Source organism: Mycobacterium simulans, from assembly GCF_900232995.1.
GTDB lineage: Bacteria > Actinomycetota > Actinomycetes > Mycobacteriales > Mycobacteriaceae > Mycobacterium > Mycobacterium simulans.
In genome coordinates this window covers 242999-263462 of record NZ_OCVX01000004.1, presented here as the reverse complement: position 1 = coordinate 263462, position 20464 = coordinate 242999, and the positions used below count along the sequence as shown (strand labels likewise).

General features: G+C 65.8%; 18 protein-coding genes and 1 pseudogene. 10 read left to right on the top strand and 9 right to left on the bottom strand.

Annotated features, from left to right (window positions below; all coding sequences use genetic code 11):
- Positions 1-23 precede the first annotated feature (23 nt).
- Positions 24-506, top strand: a complete 483-nt coding sequence (locus tag MSIMFI_RS17355) for a glycine zipper 2TM domain-containing protein (protein ID WP_191498392.1) — start codon at positions 24-26, stop codon at positions 504-506.
- Positions 503-1891, top strand: coding sequence for an FAD-containing oxidoreductase (locus MSIMFI_RS17350; RefSeq protein ID WP_191498391.1), 1389 nt, complete (start codon positions 503-505; stop codon positions 1889-1891). The genes MSIMFI_RS17355 and MSIMFI_RS17350 overlap by 4 nt, the downstream gene beginning before the upstream one ends.
- Before the next feature lie 6 nt (positions 1892-1897).
- Here the strand turns inward: MSIMFI_RS17350 and MSIMFI_RS17345 are convergent, their stop codons facing one another.
- Together MSIMFI_RS17345 and MSIMFI_RS17340 are read right to left on the bottom strand one after the other, a co-directional pair.
- Complete coding sequence (locus MSIMFI_RS17345; protein WP_191498580.1) at positions 1898-2674, bottom strand: thioesterase family protein; 777 nt, start codon at positions 2672-2674, stop codon at positions 1898-1900.
- On the bottom strand, positions 2671-3543 hold the full coding sequence (locus MSIMFI_RS17340) for a RecB family exonuclease (RefSeq protein WP_191498390.1): 873 nt from the start codon (positions 3541-3543) through the stop codon (positions 2671-2673). The genes MSIMFI_RS17345 and MSIMFI_RS17340 overlap by 4 nt, the downstream gene beginning before the upstream one ends.
- 73 nt (positions 3544-3616) lie before the next feature.
- Between MSIMFI_RS17340 and trmI the strand changes: the two genes are divergently transcribed.
- Positions 3617-4459 carry a tRNA (adenine(58)-N(1))-methyltransferase TrmI gene (gene trmI, locus MSIMFI_RS17335; RefSeq protein ID WP_191498389.1) on the top strand — a complete coding sequence of 281 codons (843 nt, stop codon included), beginning with the start codon at positions 3617-3619 and terminating at the stop codon, positions 4457-4459.
- A gap of 23 nt (positions 4460-4482) precedes the next feature.
- On the opposite strand, the pseudogene MSIMFI_RS30060 reads toward trmI, so the two are convergent.
- From MSIMFI_RS30060 to MSIMFI_RS17315, 3 genes and pseudogenes are all read right to left on the bottom strand, one after another.
- Positions 4483-5444: pseudogene (locus tag MSIMFI_RS30060) on the bottom strand (PE family protein); the annotation flags it as partial.
- 127 nt (positions 5445-5571) lie between these two features.
- On the bottom strand, positions 5572-5865 hold the full coding sequence (locus tag MSIMFI_RS17320) for a DUF503 domain-containing protein (protein WP_186243548.1): 294 nt from the start codon (positions 5863-5865) through the stop codon (positions 5572-5574).
- A 9-nt stretch (positions 5866-5874) separates the two neighbouring features.
- Entirely contained in the window at positions 5875-6462 is a 588-nt protein-coding gene (locus MSIMFI_RS17315; protein ID WP_191498386.1) for a hypothetical protein, read from the bottom strand.
- Positions 6463-6776: 314 nt separating this feature from the next.
- Here MSIMFI_RS17315 and arc point away from each other — a divergent pair, with 314 nt between their 5' ends.
- Together arc and MSIMFI_RS17305 are read left to right on the top strand one after the other, a co-directional pair.
- Positions 6777-8606, top strand: coding sequence for a proteasome ATPase (gene arc / locus MSIMFI_RS17310; RefSeq protein ID WP_186243566.1), 1830 nt, complete (start codon positions 6777-6779; stop codon positions 8604-8606).
- 34 nt (positions 8607-8640) lie between these two features.
- Positions 8641-10431 (top strand): hypothetical protein, encoded by a 1791-nt coding sequence (locus tag MSIMFI_RS17305; RefSeq protein WP_191498385.1) that lies wholly within the window; start codon positions 8641-8643, stop codon positions 10429-10431.
- An 8-nt stretch (positions 10432-10439) separates the two neighbouring features.
- Here MSIMFI_RS17305 and MSIMFI_RS17300 read toward each other — a convergent pair whose 3' ends face one another.
- Positions 10440-11057 carry a hypothetical protein gene (locus tag MSIMFI_RS17300; protein WP_191498579.1) on the bottom strand — a complete coding sequence of 206 codons (618 nt, stop codon included), beginning with the start codon at positions 11055-11057 and terminating at the stop codon, positions 10440-10442.
- A gap of 25 nt (positions 11058-11082) precedes the next feature.
- Entirely contained in the window at positions 11083-12267 is a 1185-nt protein-coding gene (locus tag MSIMFI_RS17295) for a hypothetical protein (RefSeq protein ID WP_191498384.1), read from the bottom strand.
- Between the two features lie 228 nt (positions 12268-12495).
- Here MSIMFI_RS17295 and dop point away from each other — a divergent pair, with 228 nt between their 5' ends.
- The 4 genes from dop to prcA all read left to right on the top strand — a co-directional run bounded on the left by dop (position 12496) and on the right by prcA (position 16075).
- Positions 12496-13992 carry a pup deamidase/depupylase gene (gene dop / locus MSIMFI_RS17290; RefSeq protein WP_191498383.1) on the top strand — a complete coding sequence of 499 codons (1497 nt, stop codon included), beginning with the start codon at positions 12496-12498 and terminating at the stop codon, positions 13990-13992.
- 204 nt (positions 13993-14196) lie between these two features.
- Positions 14197-14391 (top strand): ubiquitin-like protein Pup, encoded by a 195-nt coding sequence (locus MSIMFI_RS17285; RefSeq protein WP_085250882.1) that lies wholly within the window; start codon positions 14197-14199, stop codon positions 14389-14391.
- Positions 14388-15272 (top strand): proteasome subunit beta, encoded by an 885-nt coding sequence (gene prcB / locus MSIMFI_RS17280; protein ID WP_191498382.1) that lies wholly within the window; start codon positions 14388-14390, stop codon positions 15270-15272. Before MSIMFI_RS17285 ends, prcB begins: the two co-directional genes overlap by 4 nt.
- On the top strand, positions 15269-16075 hold the full coding sequence (prcA, locus tag MSIMFI_RS17275; protein WP_191498381.1) for a proteasome subunit alpha: 807 nt from the start codon (positions 15269-15271) through the stop codon (positions 16073-16075). Before prcB ends, prcA begins: the two co-directional genes overlap by 4 nt.
- Here prcA and MSIMFI_RS17270 read toward each other — a convergent pair.
- Entirely contained in the window at positions 16072-17073 is a 1002-nt protein-coding gene (locus tag MSIMFI_RS17270; protein ID WP_191498380.1) for a D-2-hydroxyacid dehydrogenase family protein, read from the bottom strand. The two genes, prcA and MSIMFI_RS17270, sit on opposite strands and share 4 nt — an antisense overlap.
- A gap of 5 nt (positions 17074-17078) precedes the next feature.
- Positions 17079-18884: a PE family protein gene (locus tag MSIMFI_RS17265; RefSeq protein WP_191498379.1), complete on the bottom strand. Its 1806-nt coding sequence runs from the start codon at positions 18882-18884 to the stop codon at positions 17079-17081.
- Between the two features lie 217 nt (positions 18885-19101).
- Between MSIMFI_RS17265 and pafA the strand changes: the two genes are divergently transcribed.
- Positions 19102-20460, top strand: a complete 1359-nt coding sequence (gene pafA, locus MSIMFI_RS17260; RefSeq protein ID WP_139828749.1) for a Pup--protein ligase — start codon at positions 19102-19104, stop codon at positions 20458-20460.
- Positions 20461-20464: the final 4 nt, after the last annotated feature.

Here is a 20464-nt window from a genome sequence, read left to right as displayed (position 1 = left end):
CGTCTGTCCCAGGAGGGATCGCTGTGACGCAAGTCCTTGTCCTGCTACTGGCCCTCTTAATCGGTTTCGTTGCCGGACTGCGTTCGGTGACGGCTCCCGCGGTCGTTGCCTGGGCCGCTTTCCTGAACTGGCTCAACCTCAACCACACGTGGGCTTCCTGGATGGGCAACATCGTGACGGTAGTGATCCTCAGCATTCTTGCGGTCGCCGAACTGATCAACGACAAACTTCCCAAGACACCGCCGCGGACCGCGACACCGGTGTTTGCGGTCCGGATTATCTTGGGCGGCTTGGCCGGCGCGGTCGTCGGCACCGCGTGGGGCTACCGGTGGGGCGGACTGGGCGCCGGTGTGATCGGCGCCGTGCTCGGCACTCTCGGCGGCTATCAGGCTCGGCGCCGGTTGGTTGCCGCCCGTGGCGGGCATGACCTGCCCATCGCCCTGATGGAGGATTCGATCGCCGTCCTGGGTGGTTTCGCCATTGTTGCGGCAGCGGCCGTTCTGTGACAGCGGGCTTCCGTGAGGCACAAGCCTTCGACGCGATCATCGTCGGCGCGGGCCAGGCCGGGCCGCCGCTGGCGGGCCGTCTGACCGAGGCCGGGCAGCGGGTCGCGGTCGTGGAGCGCAAACTGATCGGCGGCACGTGCGTCAACACCGGATGCATCCCCACCAAGACGCTGGTGGCGAGCGCTCACGCCGCGCATCTTGCCCGTCGCGGCGCCGAATACGGTGTTGCGACGGGACCGATCAGCGTGGACATGGCGAAAGTCAAGGCCCGCAAAGACGACATCATGCTCAACGACCGCAAGGGTGTCGAAGCCTGGTTAGCGGGCATGCACGGCTGTACCGTCTTTCGCGGACACGCCCGCTTCGAGGATCCGCACACGCTGCGGGTCAACGACGATGTTCTACGAGCTGACCGGATTTTCCTCAACGTCGGCGGCCGCGCGGTGGTGCCGGACATTCCTGGGCTGTCCGACGTCGAATTCCTCACCAACGTGTCGATCCTCGAACTCGACACGGTGCCCGAGCATCTCGTCATTATTGGCGGCAGCTACATCGCGCTGGAGTTCGCGCAGATGTACCGGCGCTTCGGGGCCCCGGTAACTGTCGTGGAGCGGGGCCCGCGGCTGGCATCCCGAGAAGACGAGGATGTCTCGGCAACTATCAACGAGATCCTGGACGCCGAAGGGATCGACATCGTCCTCGACGCTAACGATGTGCGGGTCACTAAGCGCGATAACGGTTTTGAGTTGACACCCAGGGCCGGAGCCAGCCCTGTTCAAGGAAGCCATCTGCTGGTGGCCGTCGGCCGACGACCCAACACCGACGATCTAGGTCTGGAGGCGGCGGGCGTGCAGACCGATGCCCGCGGGTACATCGTGGTCGACGACCAGCTGAAGACCAGCGTCGACCACATCTGGGCGATGGGCGATTGCAACGGCAAGGGTGCCTTCACCCACACCTCGTATAACGATTTCGAGATCGTTGCCGCCAATCTGCTCGATGATGAACCGCGTCGGGTCAGCGACCGCATCACCACCTATGCCCTCTATATCGACCCGCCCTTGGGTCGCGCGGGCATGACCGTGAGCCAGGTCCGCGCGTCGGGTCGCAAGGCGCTGGTAGGCAAGCGGCCGATGACCAGGGTCGGCCGAGCAGTGGAAAAGGGTGAGACGCAAGGCTTTATGAAGATCGTTGTCGACGCCGAGACCCACGAGATCTTGGGAGCGGCCATCCTTGGCGTCGGCGGGGACGAGACGGTTCACGCGATCCTAGATGTCATGTCAGCCAAGGCGCCGTACACCACGCTGTCGCGAACCATGCATATCCATCCCACGGTCAGCGAGCTCATTCCCACGATGCTGCAGGATATGTCGCCCCTCGACTAACCCGTCTCATCTGCGCTGGACCAGAAGCGTTTGCGCCGAGGTACCTACGAAACCGGTCTTATCGAAGACCTCGCACGTCGTCACCCCCACACCGTCCGGACCGATCGACGCGAGAGCGCGCAGCCCGAAATCGCGCCCTGTTGGCAGTCGGTGCAGGTGCACGACCGTGTCGGTGTTCATGAAGACGAACTCGCTCGGATCCAGAACTGCGCCCACGCCGTTGGCACAGTCCACCACGACGGCAAGTCGCTGTAGCGCCGATGTCGGCTCAGTGTCGACGATGTGGGCTAGTGGGCTGAACCAGGACACCGCGGCGGATTGTCCTTCGGTCTTCTGCGGGCGCCAATCGAGGGCGTCGAAATAGCCGCGAGCGTTTGCGAATGCGGCCGGACGGGGTTGAGCCGGTCCCTCCACGAGCGGGGGATAGCGGTCAGATGCTGTGTGGGCGGTGTCGGAAACCGCCAGCAGCCAAGCGGTTACCCGTGCCACCACACGATCGGCGACCATCTCGGCCATGATCATGCTGACGCGCGAACCCGAACGTTCCACCCAGGCCCGGGCCCGCACCGGGGCCACCGGAATGGCCCCGAGGATGTCCAGGCCGAGGCGGCCGATACGGTGACCGGAGCCCGCCGAAAGTTCCTCAATCAGCTTGGTCAGCAGCGCCAACGGGGGTGAGCCATGCTGAATTTCGGGACCCCAATTGCTGCGGGTGAAGTCGGTGGGGCTAAATGCCAGATAGTCGCCGTGACCGGGGAGGCTGCGGTAGAAGCAACCGTTCATGCCGCCGGTTCGGTCGGACACGAGTCCGTACCGTCCGGCCACCCCGGATAGGGCGGCGGCGTCCCGCCAAAGGCCGGGCAGTGCTTTTGGTGAGGGCACCAATCGCATAGTCGCGACTGGCTGGGCCGGAAATCGCCTGTCGCGCCGGCGGATTGGATCGCCCGCCAGATAGCCATCAACGTCTTCTCGAAACGCAGCAGCTCGTCACCGTCCGGTGAATAGTCCAACACCTGGCCATCGGCCAGATAGATCAGCCGCAGCCGGGTGGGTAACACTCCGCGGGAACGAAACAGCGCCACCGCGTAGAACTTCATTTGGAACATCGCCTTGAACTCGGCCAGCGCCCGCGCGGCCGGCGGCGCCTTGCCGGTCTTGTAGTCGACCACCCGTAGCTCACCGGTTGCGGCCACGTCGATCCGGTCGATAAAGCCGCGCAGCAGCGTGCCATCGGCTAGCTCGACCTCCACGCGCTGTTCGCAGCTTTGCGGGCTAAACCGCGTGGGGTCTTCGAGCCGGTAATAGCCGGCCAGCAATGCGCGGGCTTCGTCCAGCAATTGGACGCGCTGTCCGGGGTCGAGCTGGGCGGCCAGCTCGGGCTCCCCGGCGATCACTTGGTCCCAGGCGGGCTCCACGAGTGCGCTTGCCGCGTCCGGGCCACGCTGCACGGCGGGCAGCGCGTAGAGCTGCTCGAGCGCGACGTGCACCAGCGACCCCCGTAACTGTGCAACCGACGGCGCCTCAGGCAGCCGATCGATCGCACGGAACCGATACAGCAGCGGGCATTGTTTGAAGTCCGCCGCCCGCGACGGTGACAACGCCGGTCGCGACACGCGAACAGCCGGCTCTGGCGCCACCAGCTGGTCGGTCATGCCCGCAGCCTAGAGCGGGGCGCCGACAACCCCGAGCATCGACTACGGCGAGTCGGCTGGCACGCTATACGGCGTGTCAGCAACCGGCCCGTTCACCGTTGGTGAACGTGTCCAGCTCACCGACGCCAAGGGTCGGCACTACACGATGTCGCTTACCCCCGGTAGCGAGTTCCACACCCATCGCGGCTCGATCGCTCACGACGTGGTGATCGGGTTGGAGCAAGGCAGTGTGGTCAAATCCAGCAATGGCGCCCATTTCCTGGTGATGCGTCCGTTGCTGGTCGACTACGTGATGTCGATGCCTCGGGGACCACAGGTGATCTACCCCAAGGACGCCGCGCAGATCGTGCACGAGGGCGACATCTTTCCCGGCGCGCGGGTGCTCGAGGCGGGAGCCGGCTCGGGTGCGCTGACCTTGTCGCTGCTGCGGGCGGTCGGGCCGGAGGGACAGGTGATCTCCTACGAGCAGCGCGCCGATCATGCCGAACACGCTCGTCGCAACGTGACCAACTTTTACGCCGGACAACCCGACAACTGGCAGCTGATCATCAATGATGTCGCCGACTCCGAACTGCCCGACGGGTCGATTGATCGTGCGGTGCTGGACATGCTGGCGCCATGGGAGGTGCTAGACGCGGTGGGCAGGCTGGTGATCTCCGGCGGGGTGCTGGTGATCTACGTGGCCACCGTCACCCAACTGTCGAAGGTTGTGGAGGCACTGCGGGCTCAGCAGTGTTGGACCGAACCGCGATCGTGGGAGACGCTGCAGCGAGGCTGGAATGTTGTCGGTTTGGCCGTTCGGCCGCAGCACTCGATGCGCGGGCACACCGCGTTCCTGATTACGGCGCGTCGGCTGGCGCCCGGTGTAGTGGCTCCGGCGCCGCTGGGGCGCAAGCGCGAAGGACGAGACGGCTAAATTTCGTATCACCCGCCGTCCGGGCCAGCCGTACCTGCTTCGCCGGGGTTGCCGCTCAGCCGTCCGCCGACCCCGGCGACCCCACCGAACCCACCGAACCCACCTGCGCCAACGGTCAAGCTGGTTCCCCCGGCGCCGCCGTCACCCCCTGCACCACCGGCACCGATCAGTCGGGCATCGCCGCCGGCACCACCGGCCCCACCGTTGCCGCCTGCCATGCCGATGAACATGTCCCCGCCGATTCCACCGGCGCCACCTGCGCCGCCTGCACCGCCGTTGCCGTACAGCAGCCCGCCGTCGCCGCCGGCCCCACCGCCGCCGCCCGTACCGCCAGGTCCGCGAGTGATGTTGAAAGGGCCGTCCCCGCCGGCACCGCCGGCGCCGCCCTGGCCGCCGGTGCCGATCACCAGCCCGCCCCGTCTCTTATCCACATCTGACGCTGCGGCCCCGTGCAGGGGCGCACAGACCCGCCCCCCCCCCCCCCCCCCCCCCCCCGCCCCCGCCCCCCCCGGCCCCCCCCGCGGCCGCCCCCGCCCGCCCCCCCCCCCCCCCCCCCCCCGCCCCCGCCGTTGCCGTACAAGATCCCGCCGGCCCCGCCGGCCGCTCCGGTGCCAGGCGCGGCATTGGCGCCGTCGCCAATCAGCGGGCGGCCCAAGAGCAATTGGGTGGGCGCATTCAAAGCGTCGAGCAGCATCTGCTCGACGCTGGCTGCCTCAGCGGCCGCATACGCGCTCGCGCTCCCATTGAGGGCTTGTATAAAGCGGTCGTGAAATGCCGCCGCTTCAACGCTAAGCCTTTGATAGGCCTGGCCTTGCGCCGAAAACAGCGCCGCTACCGCAGCCGACACCTCATCAGCGCCGGCGCCCACCACCGCGGTGATCTGGGCCGTCGCTGCAGCGTTGGCCGTACCCAACGTGGAGCCGATGTGCTGCAACTGTGCGGTCGCCGCCTCTAACACCTCTGGGCTCACCAGCATCATTGACATTTCCCCACCTCCCACCGCCCGGGCATCCTGGCTCATTGCAGGGCCGACGCATTGGGTCAGACATAAAGCGTATCCCGATCCCAGCTGGACGTCCGGGCTTTGGGTGCCTGCATTCAGTGCGGATGACCTAGTCGTCGCTACGGTGCAATCCCCTTCGCACGGACAACAACTCGAACTCCGGATGTGCGGCTACCAGACGTTCGGCCGCGTCCAGGACATCGACGGCGTGGCCGCGATCGCTCGACACCACGGATACGCCGATGCCGGCCCGTCGGTAGAGGTCATTCGAACCGGTCTCGGCGGCCGAGACGCTGAACTTGCGTTGCAGCTCCGCAACCAGCGGGCGGATTACCGACCGCTTCTGTTTGAGCGAGCGCACGTCGCCCAACAGCACATCGAACTCGAGCCAGCCGATCCACATACGTTCCGCTCAGCCTGGAGTTGAAGTCGGGGCCGGCGCTTGGTTGGGGGCGGTCGACGGTGCAGGGCTGGGTGCGGGCGTCGAACCCCGTGAATTTCCCAGGGCCAGTAGCATTTCCGCGGTTTGCCGGGACAACTGCCAGCCCCCCTGGAAGGGCTTGAACTCCATCGGGAAGGTGAACTCACGGTTGTTGGGTTGGGCGGTGGTGACGACGACGGTGGCCACCACGTCGGATGGGTTCCGGTCCGACCAGGCGAGGTTGTTGGCCGCGAAGGTCATGGGCAGATACCCGCCGTCTCGCGCGGCGGTGGTGAACCGGTCCAAAGCGGCGGCCGTCTCGGAGGTTGAGCCTTCGACGAGGTTCAGCTTGTTGGGGCCCGGCACGGCCGGATCGGCGAGCCGCGACAGCACATCGGTCAGCGCTTCGGGTGCCGGCAGCGGGGCACTCGGCGGCGCCGCAACCGCACTTGAAGTCGCCGGTGGGACGGGGGGAGCAGCAGGCGACGTTTTCTTTGGCTCGTCATGCGCACACCCCGAGAATCCGAGCACCGCTACGACGGCGGCGGCGCTCAGGGGTATGCAGACATTTCGGCGCATCCAGAGGCAGTCTCGGCTATCGGCGGCTGACGAAAGAAACGAAAGTCACACCGGCGGCTGCGGCGCCGATCCCCGCGGCGGCTGCGACGCCTGTGGCTAGGGATTTCGCAGTCACAGTGATCCTTTCAAGGTCCTTTCAAGGTCCTTCCGAGGTTCTTTCGATCGGCCCGAGTCGAAGCAGAGGTTACCAGTGCGAAACAAGTTGTTACTTTTCAAGGCCATTCGAGGGCATGTGACTCCACACATCAATCGCCGATCGCCGGTAGCGTTGATGTATCCGCCACGCCATTCCTGGTGCGGGAAAGGAGCGCAACATGGGTGACTCAGAGCGTTCTGACGCCTTTAAGACCCCTCGCGATATTCCCCTGTCCAGCGAAGATGCCGCCGAGTTGGAACAGCTGCGGCGCGAAGCCACAGTTCTGCGCGAGCAACTTGAGCACGCGGTTGGACAGCAGAGCTCGACGCGCTCTGTTCGGGATGTGCATCAACTCGAAGCCCGTATCGACTCACTCGCGGCCCGCAATTCCAAATTAATGGAAACTCTTAAAGAAGCCCGTCAACAACTGCTCGCGCTCCGCGAGGAAGTTGACCGACTGGGGCAGCCGCCTAGCGGTTACGGGGTCTTGCTGTCCGCCCACGACGACGAAACGGTGGACGTGTTCACCTCGGGTCGCAAGATGCGCCTGACGTGCTCACCCAACATCGACGCCAGGTCCCTCAAGAAGGGCCAAACGGTCCGGCTCAATGAAGCCCTGACCGTGGTGGAGGCCGGCACATTCGAATCCGTGGGCGAGATATCGACGTTGCGTGAGGTTCTGGCCGATGGTCACCGTGCGCTGGTCGTCGGCCACGCCGATGAGGAACGCATCGTCTGGCTGGCCGAGCCGCTGGTCGCCGAGGACCTTCCGGACGGCCACGCGGACGCCCTCAATGACGACACCCGGCCCCGCAAGCTGCGCCCCGGCGACTCGTTGCTGGTGGACACCAAAGCCGGCTACGCCTTCGAGCGCATTCCCAAGGCCGAGGTCGAAGACCTGGTGCTCGAAGAGGTCCCGGATGTCAGCTACCAGGACATCGGCGGCCTGACACGCCAGATCGAGCAGATTCGCGACGCCGTCGAGTTGCCGTTCCTGCACAAAGAGCTCTACCGCGAGTACGCCTTGCGCCCGCCCAAGGGTGTGTTGCTCTACGGCCCACCCGGCTGTGGGAAGACGTTGATCGCAAAGGCGGTGGCCAACTCATTGGCCAAGAAGATGGCCGAGGTCCGCGGCGACGACGCCCGTGAGGCGAAGTCGTACTTCCTCAACATCAAAGGCCCCGAGCTGCTCAACAAGTTCGTCGGCGAGACCGAGCGTCACATCCGGCTGATCTTCCAGCGCGCGCGGGAAAAGGCGTCGGAAGGCACACCCGTGATCGTGTTCTTCGACGAGATGGACTCGATCTTCCGCACCCGCGGTACCGGTGTCTCCTCGGACGTCGAGACAACCGTCGTCCCCCAGTTGCTCAGTGAGATCGACGGGGTGGAGGGGCTGGAGAACGTCATCGTGATCGGCGCCTCCAACCGTGAAGACATGATCGATCCCGCCATCCTGCGGCCGGGACGCCTCGACGTGAAGATCAAGATCGAGCGCCCGGATGCCGAGGCGGCAATGGACATCTACTCGAAGTACCTCACCGAGTCGCTGCCGGTGCATGCCGACGACCTCGCCGAGTTCGACGGCGACCGCACGGCGTGCATCAAGGCGATGATCGAAAAGGTCGTCGATCGGATGTACGCCGAGATCGACGACAACCGATTCCTCGAGGTCACCTACGCCAACGGTGACAAGGAAGTCATGTACTTCAAGGACTTCAACTCCGGGGCGATGATCCAGAACGTTGTCGACCGGGCAAAGAAGAACGCCATCAAGTCCGTATTGGAGACCGGCCAGCCGGGTCTGCGCATTCAGCACCTGCTCGACTCGATCGTCGACGAGTTCGCCGAGAACGAGGACCTGCCCAACACTACGAATCCCGATGACTGGGCGCGGATTTCGGGCAAGAAGGGTGAGCGGATCGTCTACATCCGGACCTTGGTCACCGGCAAGTCGTCGAGCGCCTCGCGGGCCATCGACACCGAGTCGAACCTCGGCCAGTACCTGTAAGCATTCGTCGATCAATCCGACTAACGTCGCACCGGTGCGGCTCCGTATTGATCCCGGCGACGATGACGCGTTCTACGACACCCGTGACGCGTTGCTCGACGAACTCGACCACTGGTTGGATGGCCCGGAGCGGGAACGGGCGGCACTGGCAACCGACATCGAGATCTTGCTGGATTGGCGGTATCACGATTCGAACGGTGCTCTTGACGAATTTGGTCCCAGTGACGTCACGGAGTTTTTGCTGGAGTGGTGTCCGCGCCGGTTCAAGGGCCATGCCGAGGGCGCCAGTTATCTGTGCAACGCAGTCGGAGTCTACGTGGACTTCATGGCAGCCACCGGACGTCTCGTCGGCGGTGTCGAACGCGCCAACCGGCTGAGGAGGCTGGCCGCCGATCTCGTCCCGACTGTGCGCGAAGAGTTGGGCAGCCCCACTCCGGGTGAAGACGACTCCGACCCGATGGAGGCATCGCAGCCGTGCGAATTGCCGTTCGTCTACGTCCCCGCGCGGGGGGCCGACGTGGAGGCCGCCGCCTGCGCGGCGCCGCTGCTGGCGAAGCTCGATGCCCTGCGCGACTATCTGGGTGCCGATGGCAAGCGGCTGACCGACAAGGGAAACCTCAAGTTGGCCGACGGTCGTGCGCTGCTTGAGCTGCTCGACACCGGCGACGAGATGGATCCCCAAATCGGCGACAAGACATGGCGCACCGCGTCCACGGCGAACCTGCCGTGGTTGAACCTGATCCTGGACATCGCCAAAGAGGCCGGCGCCGTCCAGGTGTACCAACGTCGTTTAACGCCGGTAAAAGCGTGGGCCGCCCGCCCGACCGTTGCCCGGGCTGAGGCCCTTTTCGCAGCGATCGTCGATGTGGGTCCGTTGGAGTCGCTCTACTCAGGCCGGATCTGGTTCCTCGACGAAATGCATCAGTTGCTCGACAACGGAATCGTGCATTGGCTGGCTCCGCTGCTCGCCGTAGGCGCCGAGCTGCCTTTCGAGTCCTTCCTCGAGTGGTCGCAATCGGTGGTAGCGCGTCAGATCGCCCCGCACATACCGGAATGGAAGGAAAATCTCGACGAATTCACCCAGCGCGACATCGGCCGAATCTTCGAAGTCCTCGAGGAGGCCGGGGTGGTGCGCTGGACCGACCGCGTCGAGCTGCCGCAAAGGTACGGCCGCAGCTATTGGACTGGCGGCACCGTCGCACTCACGGGTTTTGGCCGCCATGTTCTGCCGGACCACCTCGACGAGGCTGGATATGTGCTGCGACGCCTCGGCGATGTGTGCGACGGGGACGGCACCGCCTTGATTGAAGCGATGCTTTTGGTTGGCGACACGAGCCATGCGCCGCTCGTAGCAAACTGGCAGGCGGACCGTCCGGCCGTCGAGCGGGTGCAGATGCTTGCCGAGGCAATCGTCGCGGCTTCGAGCTCCGCCAGTCGAATGATGGGCTTTCTTGCGCTGCATGAGTTTGACATCGAAGTAGCCGAACCGTTGGTTCGTCAGCTGTTGGACACCCCGGTCGCCGGCCACGCCGCGCTGTGGTTGATACAGCGAGGATGCGCGGATCCCGAGACCCTGGCCAGCTTCGTCGACGTCGCGGTGCTTGTTGATGTGCTCGCGGGCGATGTGGCTAACCCGGAAGGACTATGCAGCTTCTTCGCTGGTCTGTCCGAACCGCTTCAGCTGCTGGAAAACATGTGGCGGCATACCGCGCCCGAGACCGCGGTCGTGCTTGACACGCTGGGCCGGCATCTGCCGGATAAGGCACTGGCCAAAGCTGCGCGAAAGGCTGCGATACGTCACCGGAGTTGGATCGCGAACCGCTGACGCTGGGGCTAGGCGCTCACCAGCGAATAGCTGTTGGTCAGGTCGTCCTGAAGCACTTGGGCAGCGCGGGTCGTGGTGTCGATCCTCAGCTCGCTGGGCAGTACGCGCACATGGTAGGACCACCCGTCCGGCAGCTTGAGCCGGTCGGCCAGCTTGCGTAGGTCGGCACGCGCCAGGTTGGGGTCGACCACCTGGCTCCAGGTCTGCATGACCCAGCGCCGTCCCTTAGGGTCCTGGAGTTCGTAAACCTCTTCCCCGGCGTTGAAGACGAACACGGTGTGGCGGCTTACTTGATTGGGTGTATAGGGGGCGGGGTTCATCGATGACAGCAAGACCGTGGCCTGCTGCAGCATCTCGATGCCACCGAAGGTCTTGGTCACCGGTGGGCCCTGCGGGGTTTTCTCAATGGAGTTCATCAGCCAGTAGCGCGGACCGTTGAGCAGCGCCGTGGCCGCACCGTGTTCGGTCGCGAGGGCCTGGGCGTCGAGCGCGGACCACAGGTCGGCCGGACATTCGTTGAGCGGAAAACTGTTGTAGACGGTGGCCTGGGGACCGGCCTCACCCGGAGTTACGAGAAGGACTTCGCCGTAGCGCTTCCCGGATAGGTCGGATACCTCGTTGCGCACATGTTCGGCCTGCACCAGGGTGAAGTTAATCACTCACGTTACCGGCGTCAACACTGCTCGTAGCGAGGTTGCCGCGGTAGCGGTTGCGGGCGGTCAGCGTGGCGTGCAGATCGTGGATCAGTGGGTCGACGAAGGTTGAACGGTAATCGGCATCACCAGCTGCGCGGGCACTGATGTACATGAAGGTCAATGCGCCCAGGAAAAGACACAGATGTATCAGGGAATCTGGTACCGGAACCGTCAGGCCTAACACGGTCGAGCTGCTGGATCCGGTGTGGGCCCATTCCTTCAGCAGCGCTGGGGTAAGCACGATCAGCCCGAGAATCACGTATATCGCGGTGGTGAGTGCTGCGACCACCAGGATCTGCGCGAGCTGTGACGCGGCGAGCACAAAGACAACATTGACGCGCTCCACCCTGGTCAGGGGTGGGCTGCTGAGCGGATCGGGGATCGCCTCAAACGGGGTGTTGGCCAGCTCTTCGCAGTCTGTGGGCACCGCTGCGGGTGACCGCAGCATCGGCCGGACCCGCTCCACGGTGGCAGAGACGACGAAAGCGGCGGCGATGCTCATTAGAAAGACCATCGCGAGCGTCAGACGCTCTCCGCTAATCGTTGCGGACATAAGCCAGACGTTGCCGTTGAAGAACACCAAAGTGGTCAGCAGAACAACCGGTAGGGCCCGGACTGCGAGGGTGCCAATGCACGCAATGTGCGAGACCATCATGCGCACCGACCATCCGGCCACCGACCCGATCCCGCTTGCCGTCAGGAGGAGCACCAGGACGGCGGCGAAGGCCGCGTCGGGCAGGCGAGATATCGACGTTTGGACAATGACGATGATTGCCACAATGCTGACCGCAATGGTCGCGGCAACCGAACGCTTCCGGTTGTCGGATAGCCGGGACACCAGCCAACCGACAAACGTGATCAGGGCCGGAGCGGCGGCGACTAGTGCCAGTAGCGCCCACTGTCGGGGTGTGGGCGCTCCATCGATGACGACTTCGTCGCCGTGGGTGATCAGCAGGACTGGCAAGGCCCAACAGTGCACCGTTGCGTACGCTGCCAGCATGGGCGCCGATCGTGGCCACAGCCGTCGCCATCGGGCCCGCCTGGTGAGCACCGACGGCAAGCCGCGCTGGAGGAACCAGGCTTCAGCCGCGGCACGCGGCGAGTCCGGGGATGCCAGCGCGCGGCGCAGGGAAACGTTCATCGCGGATCACCCTAGTGGCGGTCAACCCTTCTTGTTGCTGGTCTGACTTGGACGGCGTTGAGTGTGCGTTGACGGCGTTGAGTGTGCGGCTAGGGCGATGATCCGCACCGCGTTCCGCTCTACAAGCACGCTCAATGCCGACAGCACACAGTCGATGTCGCTTTGCCCTTGGCCGCCCCACCTCGGGCCCCACCGGGCCCGCATCGTCGATCGGCCTAGGCTTACGCCATGCAACGGATTATCGGAACGGAGGTCGAGTACGGGATCTCATCGCCGTCGGCCCCGACCGCCAACCCGATCCTCACCTCGACGCAGGCGGTGCTTGCCTACGCCGCCGCCGCCGGCATTCAGCGCGCCAAACGCACCCGCTGGGACTATGAGGTGGAATCGCCGCTGCGGGATGCCCGGGGCTTTGACCTGAGCCGCTCGGCCGGCCCGCCGCCGGTCGTCGACGCCGACGAGGTCGGCGCGGCCAACATGATCCTCACCAACGGGGCGCGGCTCTACGTCGATCACGCTCACCCGGAATACTCCGCGCCCGAGTGCACCGACCCGCTCGACGCGGTGATCTGGGACAAAGCCGGCGAACGCGTGATGGAGGCGGCCGCCCGACACGTCGCCAGCGTGCCCGGGGCCGCGAAGCTGCAGTTGTACAAGAACAACGTCGACGGCAAAGGGGCGTCCTACGGGTCACATGAGAACTACCTGATGTCGCGGCAGACGCCGTTTTCGGCGATCATCGCCGGGCTGACGCCGTTCCTGGTGTCTCGGCAGGTGGTGACCGGTTCCGGCCGGGTCGGCATCGGGCCCGCCGGTGACGAGCCGGGCTTCCAGCTGTCCCAACGCTCCGACTACATCGAGGTCGAGGTAGGGCTGGAGACAACGTTGAAACGCGGGATCATCAACACCCGCGACGAACCGCATGCCGACGCCGATAGGTACCGCAGGCTGCACGTCATCATCGGCGACGCCAACCTTGCGGAAACGTCGACCTACCTGAAGCTGGGTACCACGGCGTTAGCGCTGGACCTGATCGAAGAAGGCATCGACCTGACCGATCTGGCGCTGGCCCGGCCCGTGCACGCTGTCCACGCGATCAGCCGCGACCCGTCGCTGCGGGCAACCGTGGCCCTTGCCGACGGTCGCGAGCTGACCGGCCTTGCGCTGCAACGGATCTACCTGGACCGGGTGGCCAAGTTGGTCGACAGCCGAGACCCCGATCCCCGCGCAGCCGACATCGTGCAAACCTGGGCAGACGTGCTCGACAAGCTGGAGCGCGACCCGATGGACTGCGCCGAGCTGCTGGATTGGCCGGCCAAGCTGCGATTGCTCGAGGGTTTCCGGCACCGGGAGAACCTGAGCTGGTCGGCTCCCCGGCTGCACCTCGTCGACCTGCAGTATTCCGACGTCCGGCTGGATAAGGGCCTGTACAACCGCCTGGTGGCACGGGGCTCGATGAAGCGTCTGGTCACCGAACACCAGGTGTTGCAGGCGGTGGACAACCCGCCGACGGATACGCGTGCATATTTCCGCGGCGAATGCCTGCGCCGCTTCGGTGCCGATATCGCCGCGGCCAGTTGGGACTCGGTGATCTTCGACCTGGGCGGTGATTCGCTGGTTCGCATCCCGACGCTCGAGCCGCTGCGCGGCAGTAAGGCACACGTCGGAGCGCTATTGGATTCGGTGGACAGCGCGGTGGAACTGGTGGAACAACTGACCAGCTGAGGCCGGCAGTCCGGCGACGGTGCAGGCCGGCACGGCCTGAGGTGGGGGCACCTCCCAGCCGCGCAGCGGCGAGGGGGAGAGCCGGACAATCGAGCTTAAGCCAAGATGCGTCGGTGTTGACCGGTACTGTTAGAGAAAGACCAGCGGGCGTGTGGCACGCAACCCGCGGCCTGTAAACAGGCCATGACGAAGCAGGAGGCGGCGATGGCTCAGGAGCAGACCAAACGTGGCGGTGGCGGCGGCGATGATGAGGACGTCGTCGCCAGCACCGCTGCGGGCCAGGAGCGTCGCGAGAAGCTGACCGAGGAAACTGACGACCTGCTCGACGAAATTGACGATGTTCTCGAGGAAAACGCTGAGGACTTCGTTCGCGCATATGTCCAAAAGGGCGGACAGTGAACTGGCCGTTCTCTGACCGCCTGACCACTCAATCACTTTCCGGAACACCCGCCGTAGACCTGTCGTCGTTCGCCGACTTGCTTCGCCGTCAGGCGCCGGAATTGCTGCCGGCAAGCATCAGCGGGGGAGCGCAATCCGGCGGCGCCGGTCCCCAGCTGCCGCATGGCACCACCATCCTTGCGCTCAAGTACCCCGGTGGTGTCGTCATCGCCGGCGACCGGCGCTCCACGCAGGGCAACATGATCGCCGGGCGCGATGTGCGCAAGGTGTACATCACCGACGACTACACCGCTACCGGCATCGCGGGCACCGCCGCGATCGCCGTCGAGTTCGCCCGTCTATATGCGGTTGAACTCGAGCACTACGAGAAGCTCGAAGGTGTGCCGCTTACGTTTGCCGGCAAGGTCAACCGGCTGGCGATCATGGTGCGTGGCAACCTGGCCGCCGCGATGCAAGGGCTGGTGGCCCTGCCGCTGCTGGCAGGCTACGACATCCAAGCATCCGATCCGGAGTCCGCGGGCCGCATCGTCTCATTCGACGCCGCCGGCGGCTGGAACATCGAGGAAGAGGGCTACCAGGCGGTGGGGTCGGGGTCGATCTTCGCCAAGTCGTCGATGAAGAAGTTGTACTCGCAAGTCACCGATGCCGATTCCGCGTTGCGGGTGGCCGTGGAAGCGCTCTACGACGCCGCCGACGACGACTCCGCCACCGGCGGCCCGGATCTGGTCCGCGGCATCTATCCCACGGCGGTCACCATCGACGCGGACGGCGCGGTTGACGTGCCGGAGAGCAAGATCGCCGAGCTGGCCCGCGACGTCATCGAAAGCCGTTCGCGCGCAGACACTTTCGGTCCGGACGCGGAGCCGCGGGGTCAAAAATGAGCTTCCCCTACTTCATCTCGCCTGAGCAGGCGATGCGCGAGCGCAGTGAGCTCGCGCGCAAGGGCATCGCACGGGGCCGCAGTGTGGTGGCGCTGGCCTATGCCGGTGGCGTGCTGTTCGTCGCGGAGAACCCGTCTCGCTCACTGCAAAAGATCAGCGAGCTGTACGACCGGGTGGGCTTTGCGGCCGCGGGCAAGTTCAACGAATTCGACAATCTGCGCCGCGGCGGTATTCAGTTCGCCGACACCCGCGGCTACGCCTATGACCGTCGCGACGTCACCGGACGCCAGCTGGCCAACGTCTACGCGCAGACGCTGGGCACGATCTTCACCGAGCAGGCCAAGCCCTACGAGGTCGAGTTGTGTGTGGCCGAGGTGGCGCACTACGGCGAGACGAAACCGCCTGAGCTCTACCGGATCACCTACGACGGGTCGATCGCCGACGAACCCCATTTCGTGGTTATGGGCGGCACGACCGAGCCAATCGCCAACGCGCTCAAGGAGTCCTACACCGAGAATGCCGATCTGCCTGACGCGTTGCAGATCGCGTTGAATGCGCTGCGTGCGGGCAGTGCTGAGGCCTCCGGCAACGGCCAGCCCACACTCGGCGTGGCCAACCTGGAGGTCGCCATCCTCGACGCCAACCGGCCGCGGCGGGCGTTTCGACGCATCAGCGGCGCCGCCTTGGAAGCCCTGCTACCGAAGGCGGACTCCAAGGAATCCAAGGAATCCAAGGAATCCAAGGAGCCCAAGGGTTCCAAGGGTTCCAAGGACGCGAAATCCGGCGGTGAATCGGGGGACTAACCCCTGGCTTTCGGGTGCTGCAACGCTTCGGGATTGGCGATCCGAATCGGCTTGCCGTCCAGCCACGCCGCTACCGCTTCTACGGTGTCTGAGTAACAGGCGCTGAGCATTTCGCGGGTGACGTATCCCAGGTGTGGGGACAGTGTCACGTTCTTGAGACGTCGCAATGGGTGATCGGGTGGCGGCGGTTCGATGTCGAAGACGTCCAATCCGGCTCCGGCGATGCGACCCGTGCGCAGCGCGGCTATCAGAGCGGCCTCGTCAACGATCGGGCCACGAGAGGTGTTGATCAGGTAGGCATCCGGCTTCATCAGGGCGAGTTCGGATTCCGCGACGAGACCTCGGGTGCGTTCGGAGAGCACCACATGGATGGACACCACGTCGGACTCGGCGAACAGTTCCGCTTTATCGACCCGGCGAGCGCCGGCCGCCTCGGCCACCTCGGCAGTCAGATTCTGGCTCCACGCAATGACATTCATGCCGAAGACCTTCGCGTATTCGGCCATGCGTTTGCCTACCCTGCCGAGACCGAGGAGACCGAGCGTCTTGCCGGACAGCGTCAGACCTGTGCTGGCCTGCCACGCACCATCACGCATGCGCCGATGCTCTTCGGCCAGATTGCGCACCGTCGCGATCATCAACCCCCAAGCCAGTTCCGCGGTGGCGTCGCGGGCGGAGCGGAATAGGGGATTGGCGAAGTTCGAGTGCGCGACAAGGACGCCGTGTCCGGTTGCCGCGTCCATGTCGAGGTTCCGCAGGTTCATGCCGACGATGGTGATCAGTTTCAAGTTCGGCAGCCGCTCGATGAGCGTGCGTGGAAACGCCATTCGCTCACGCAGCGTGCACACCACATCGAACGTCCGAAGAGCGTCCGCCGCCTCGTCTTCGGAGAGGTGGCGGTCAAAGGCCGTCACCTCGGATCTGGTCTGTACCGGCGACCAGTCAGCGACGTCAAGGGCCGCGCCGGCGTAGTCGTCGAGTATCGCCACCTTTCGCAAGCGGGCTAACCATCCTGACCGGACAAGCCGTCGGCCCCCTCTGTTCCGGTTTGGCCGGCTTTTCCGGGGGTGGCCCCACCGCCTACCGTGCCGGCGTCTCCGCCGCTGACCCCGCTGCCTCCGGTGCCGCCGGTTCCACCCTGGCCCGCGGTGCCGTTTGTGCCGGCCTGGCCGAACAGCAGCCCACCGGAGCCGCCCAGGCCGCCGGTGCCGCTGCCGCCGCCGTTGCCGCCGCTACCGCCGACGCCACCATTGCCCCCATTGCCGGCGTTGCCGCCGAAGGTGAAGGTACTGGTGTCGCTGACGGCGTCACCGCCGGCGCCGCCGTGACCGCCAAGACCGCCGTTGCCGCCGGTGCCGCCACGGCCTCCGACGCCGGCATTGCCGCCAGCGCCGCCATTGCCAATCAACCCGCCGGCGCCGCCATTACCACCGGCACCGCCGGCGCCGCCGGTGCCACCCGTGCCGCCGGTTCCGCCGGTACCGCCGAGGCCGCCCTCACCCCCGGCGGCGGTCCCAGACCCGCTGCTATTGGCGATCCCACCGCCACCGCCGGCGCCGCCCACACCGCCATCGGCTCCAATGCCGCCGGCGCCGCCGACACCACCGACACCACCGGCCCCGCCGGTACCGACCAGCAGGCCGCCGCGCCCGCCGTTACCGCCAGCGCCGCCCGTGCCGCCCGCGCCACCGGACATTCCTGTGCCGCCGTCGCCGCCCGTGCCGCCAGCCCCCGCAAAACCATTGGTGTTGCTGGCGGCCACTCCGCCCGCGCCGCCAGCGCCGCCCGCACCGCCGGGGGCTGCGCCGTTGGTCCCATTCCCGCCGGCACCCCCCGTCGCATCACCCGCGGATGCGACGGCGCCTCCGCCACTGCCGCCGGCGCCCCCGTTGCCGCCGGCGCCGCCCGTGCCGCCATTGCCGCCAGTTGCATTGCCGTCGCCGGTGATCACGTTGCCGCCGGTACCGCCGGTGCCGCCGGTAGCGCCGAGACCGCCATCAGCGCCGTCGCCGCCGTTGAGCCCCACGGCATTGCCATCGGTGCTGATGCTGGTGCCGTTGCTGCCGGTCGCGGCCGTCCCGCCAACGACAGGGTTGACGCCGGCTGCCCCGGCCAGACCAGTGCCGCCTTGGCCGCCAGCACCCCCAGTGCCGAACAACATGGCGTTACCGCCATCACCGCCGCGCCCGGCAATGCCGCCGTTAATGCCGGCCGTGGCCGTGCCGCCTTGGCCACCAATCCCGCCGTTGCCGTTCAGCCAGCCGCCGTCGCCGCCCCGGCCGCCGACCGCTCCCGCTCCGCCCGCTCCACCGGCACCACCGTTCCCGAACAGTCCGGCGCTGCCGCCGTTGCCGCCCGCCTGGCCGGACGCGCCTGAGCCACCATTGCCGCCGTTACCCCACAGCAGCCCGCCGGCCCCGCCGTTGGCGCCGCTGCCGGGGGCACCATTGGCGCCGTCGCCGATTAGCGGGCGCCCCAGGAACGCGAGGGTGGGTGCGTTGATCGCATTCAGTAAAGCTTGCTCGGCGTTGGTCGATTCAGCGGCCGTATAGCTGCCCGCGCTCGTGCTGAGGATCTGCACAAATCGCTCATGGAACGCCGCGGCCTGGGCACTGAGCGCCTGATAGGTCTGCGCATGGCTGCCGAACAACGCGGCGATGGCTTCCGACACTTCGTCCGCGGCCGCCGGCAGCACCCCTGTGGTCGCGGCTGCCGCGGCCGTGTTGGCAGCTCCGAGCGCCGAGCCGATACCCGCCAGATCCGCGGCAGCCGAAGAAACCATCTCGGGCATTGCAATAAGAAACGACATTTTCCCTCCGTTTTCCCTTGCGTTCAACGTGCGACGTTCCGCTCGTGCCCGATCGGAGACGGACGTCGCCAGCGACGAATCTTATTGACGCTGCGGCAGATATGTGTGCATTTTCGATTTTCCTGCCGGATGCGGTTGGCGCGCTGACGCGAAACCGCAATCCTTCTGCGGGCGCGGTCGAGCACCGTCGTGGTCGGACAACAAGTACTCTCGATATGTGCAGCGTCGAATCATGGGCATCGAGACCGAGTTCGGTGTCACCTGCACGTTCCACGGCCATCGACGGCTATCCCCGGACGAGGTGGCCCGCTACCTGTTCCGGCGGGTGGTGTCCTGGGGCCGCAGCTCAAATGTTTTCTTGCGTAACGGGGCCCGCCTCTACCTTGACGTGGGCAGTCATCCCGAGTACGCCACCGCCGAATGCGACAGCCTGGTGCAGCTGGTCACCCACGACCGGGCCGGCGAATGGGTGCTCGAAGACCTGCTCATCGACGCCGAGCAGCGGCTTGCCGACGAAGGCATCGGCGGCGATATCTACCTGTTCAAGAACAACACCGACTCCGCGGGCAACTCCTACGGCTGCCACGAGAACTACCTGATCGTGCGGGCCGGCGAGTTCTCCCGGATCTCCGACGTGCTGCTGCCGTTTCTGGTCACCCGCCAGCTGATCTGCGGGGCCGGCAAGGTGCTGCAGACCCCCAAGGCGGCAACCTTCTGCTTGAGCCAACGTGCCGAGCACATTTGGGAAGGCGTTTCCTCGGCGACCACCCGCAGCCGGCCGATCATCAACACTCGCGACGAGCCGCACGCCGACGCCGAGAAGTACCGGCGGCTGCACGTCATAGTCGGCGACTCGAACATGTGCGAGACCACCACCATGCTCAAGGTGGGCACGGCGGCGTTGGTGCTGGAAATGATCGAATCGGGGGTGGCGTTCCGCGACTTTTCCCTGGACAACCCGATCCGCGCCATCCGCGAGGTCAGCCACGACGTCACCGGCCGGCGGCCGGTCCGGCTGGCCGGCGGGCGTCAGGCCAGCGCGCTGGACATCCAGCGGGAGTACTACACCCGCGCCGTCGAGCACCTGCAGACCCGCGAGCCCAACGCGCAGATCGAGCAGGTCGTCGACCTGTGGGGTCGCCAGCTTGACGCCGTCGAGAGCCAGGATTTCGCCAAGGTCGACACCGAGATCGACTGGGTGATCAAGCGCAAGCTGTTCCAGCGTTATCAGGACCGCTACAACATGGAGTTGTCCGACCCAAAGATCGCCCAGCTGGATCTGGCCTACCACGACATCAAACGCGGGCGCGGCGTCTTCGATCTGCTGCAGCGCAAGGGCTTGGCGGCGCGCGTCACCACCGACGAAGAAATCGCCGACGCGGTCGACCGTCCGCCGCAGACCACCCGCGCCAGGTTGCGTGGTGAGTTCATCAGCGCCGCGCAGGCCGCGGGCCGCGATTTCACCGTCGACTGGGTGCATCTCAAGCTGAACGACCAAGCACAGCGCACGGTGTTGTGCAAAGACCCATTCCGTGCGGTCGACGAGCGAGTCAAACGGCTGATCGCGAGTATGTGACGCT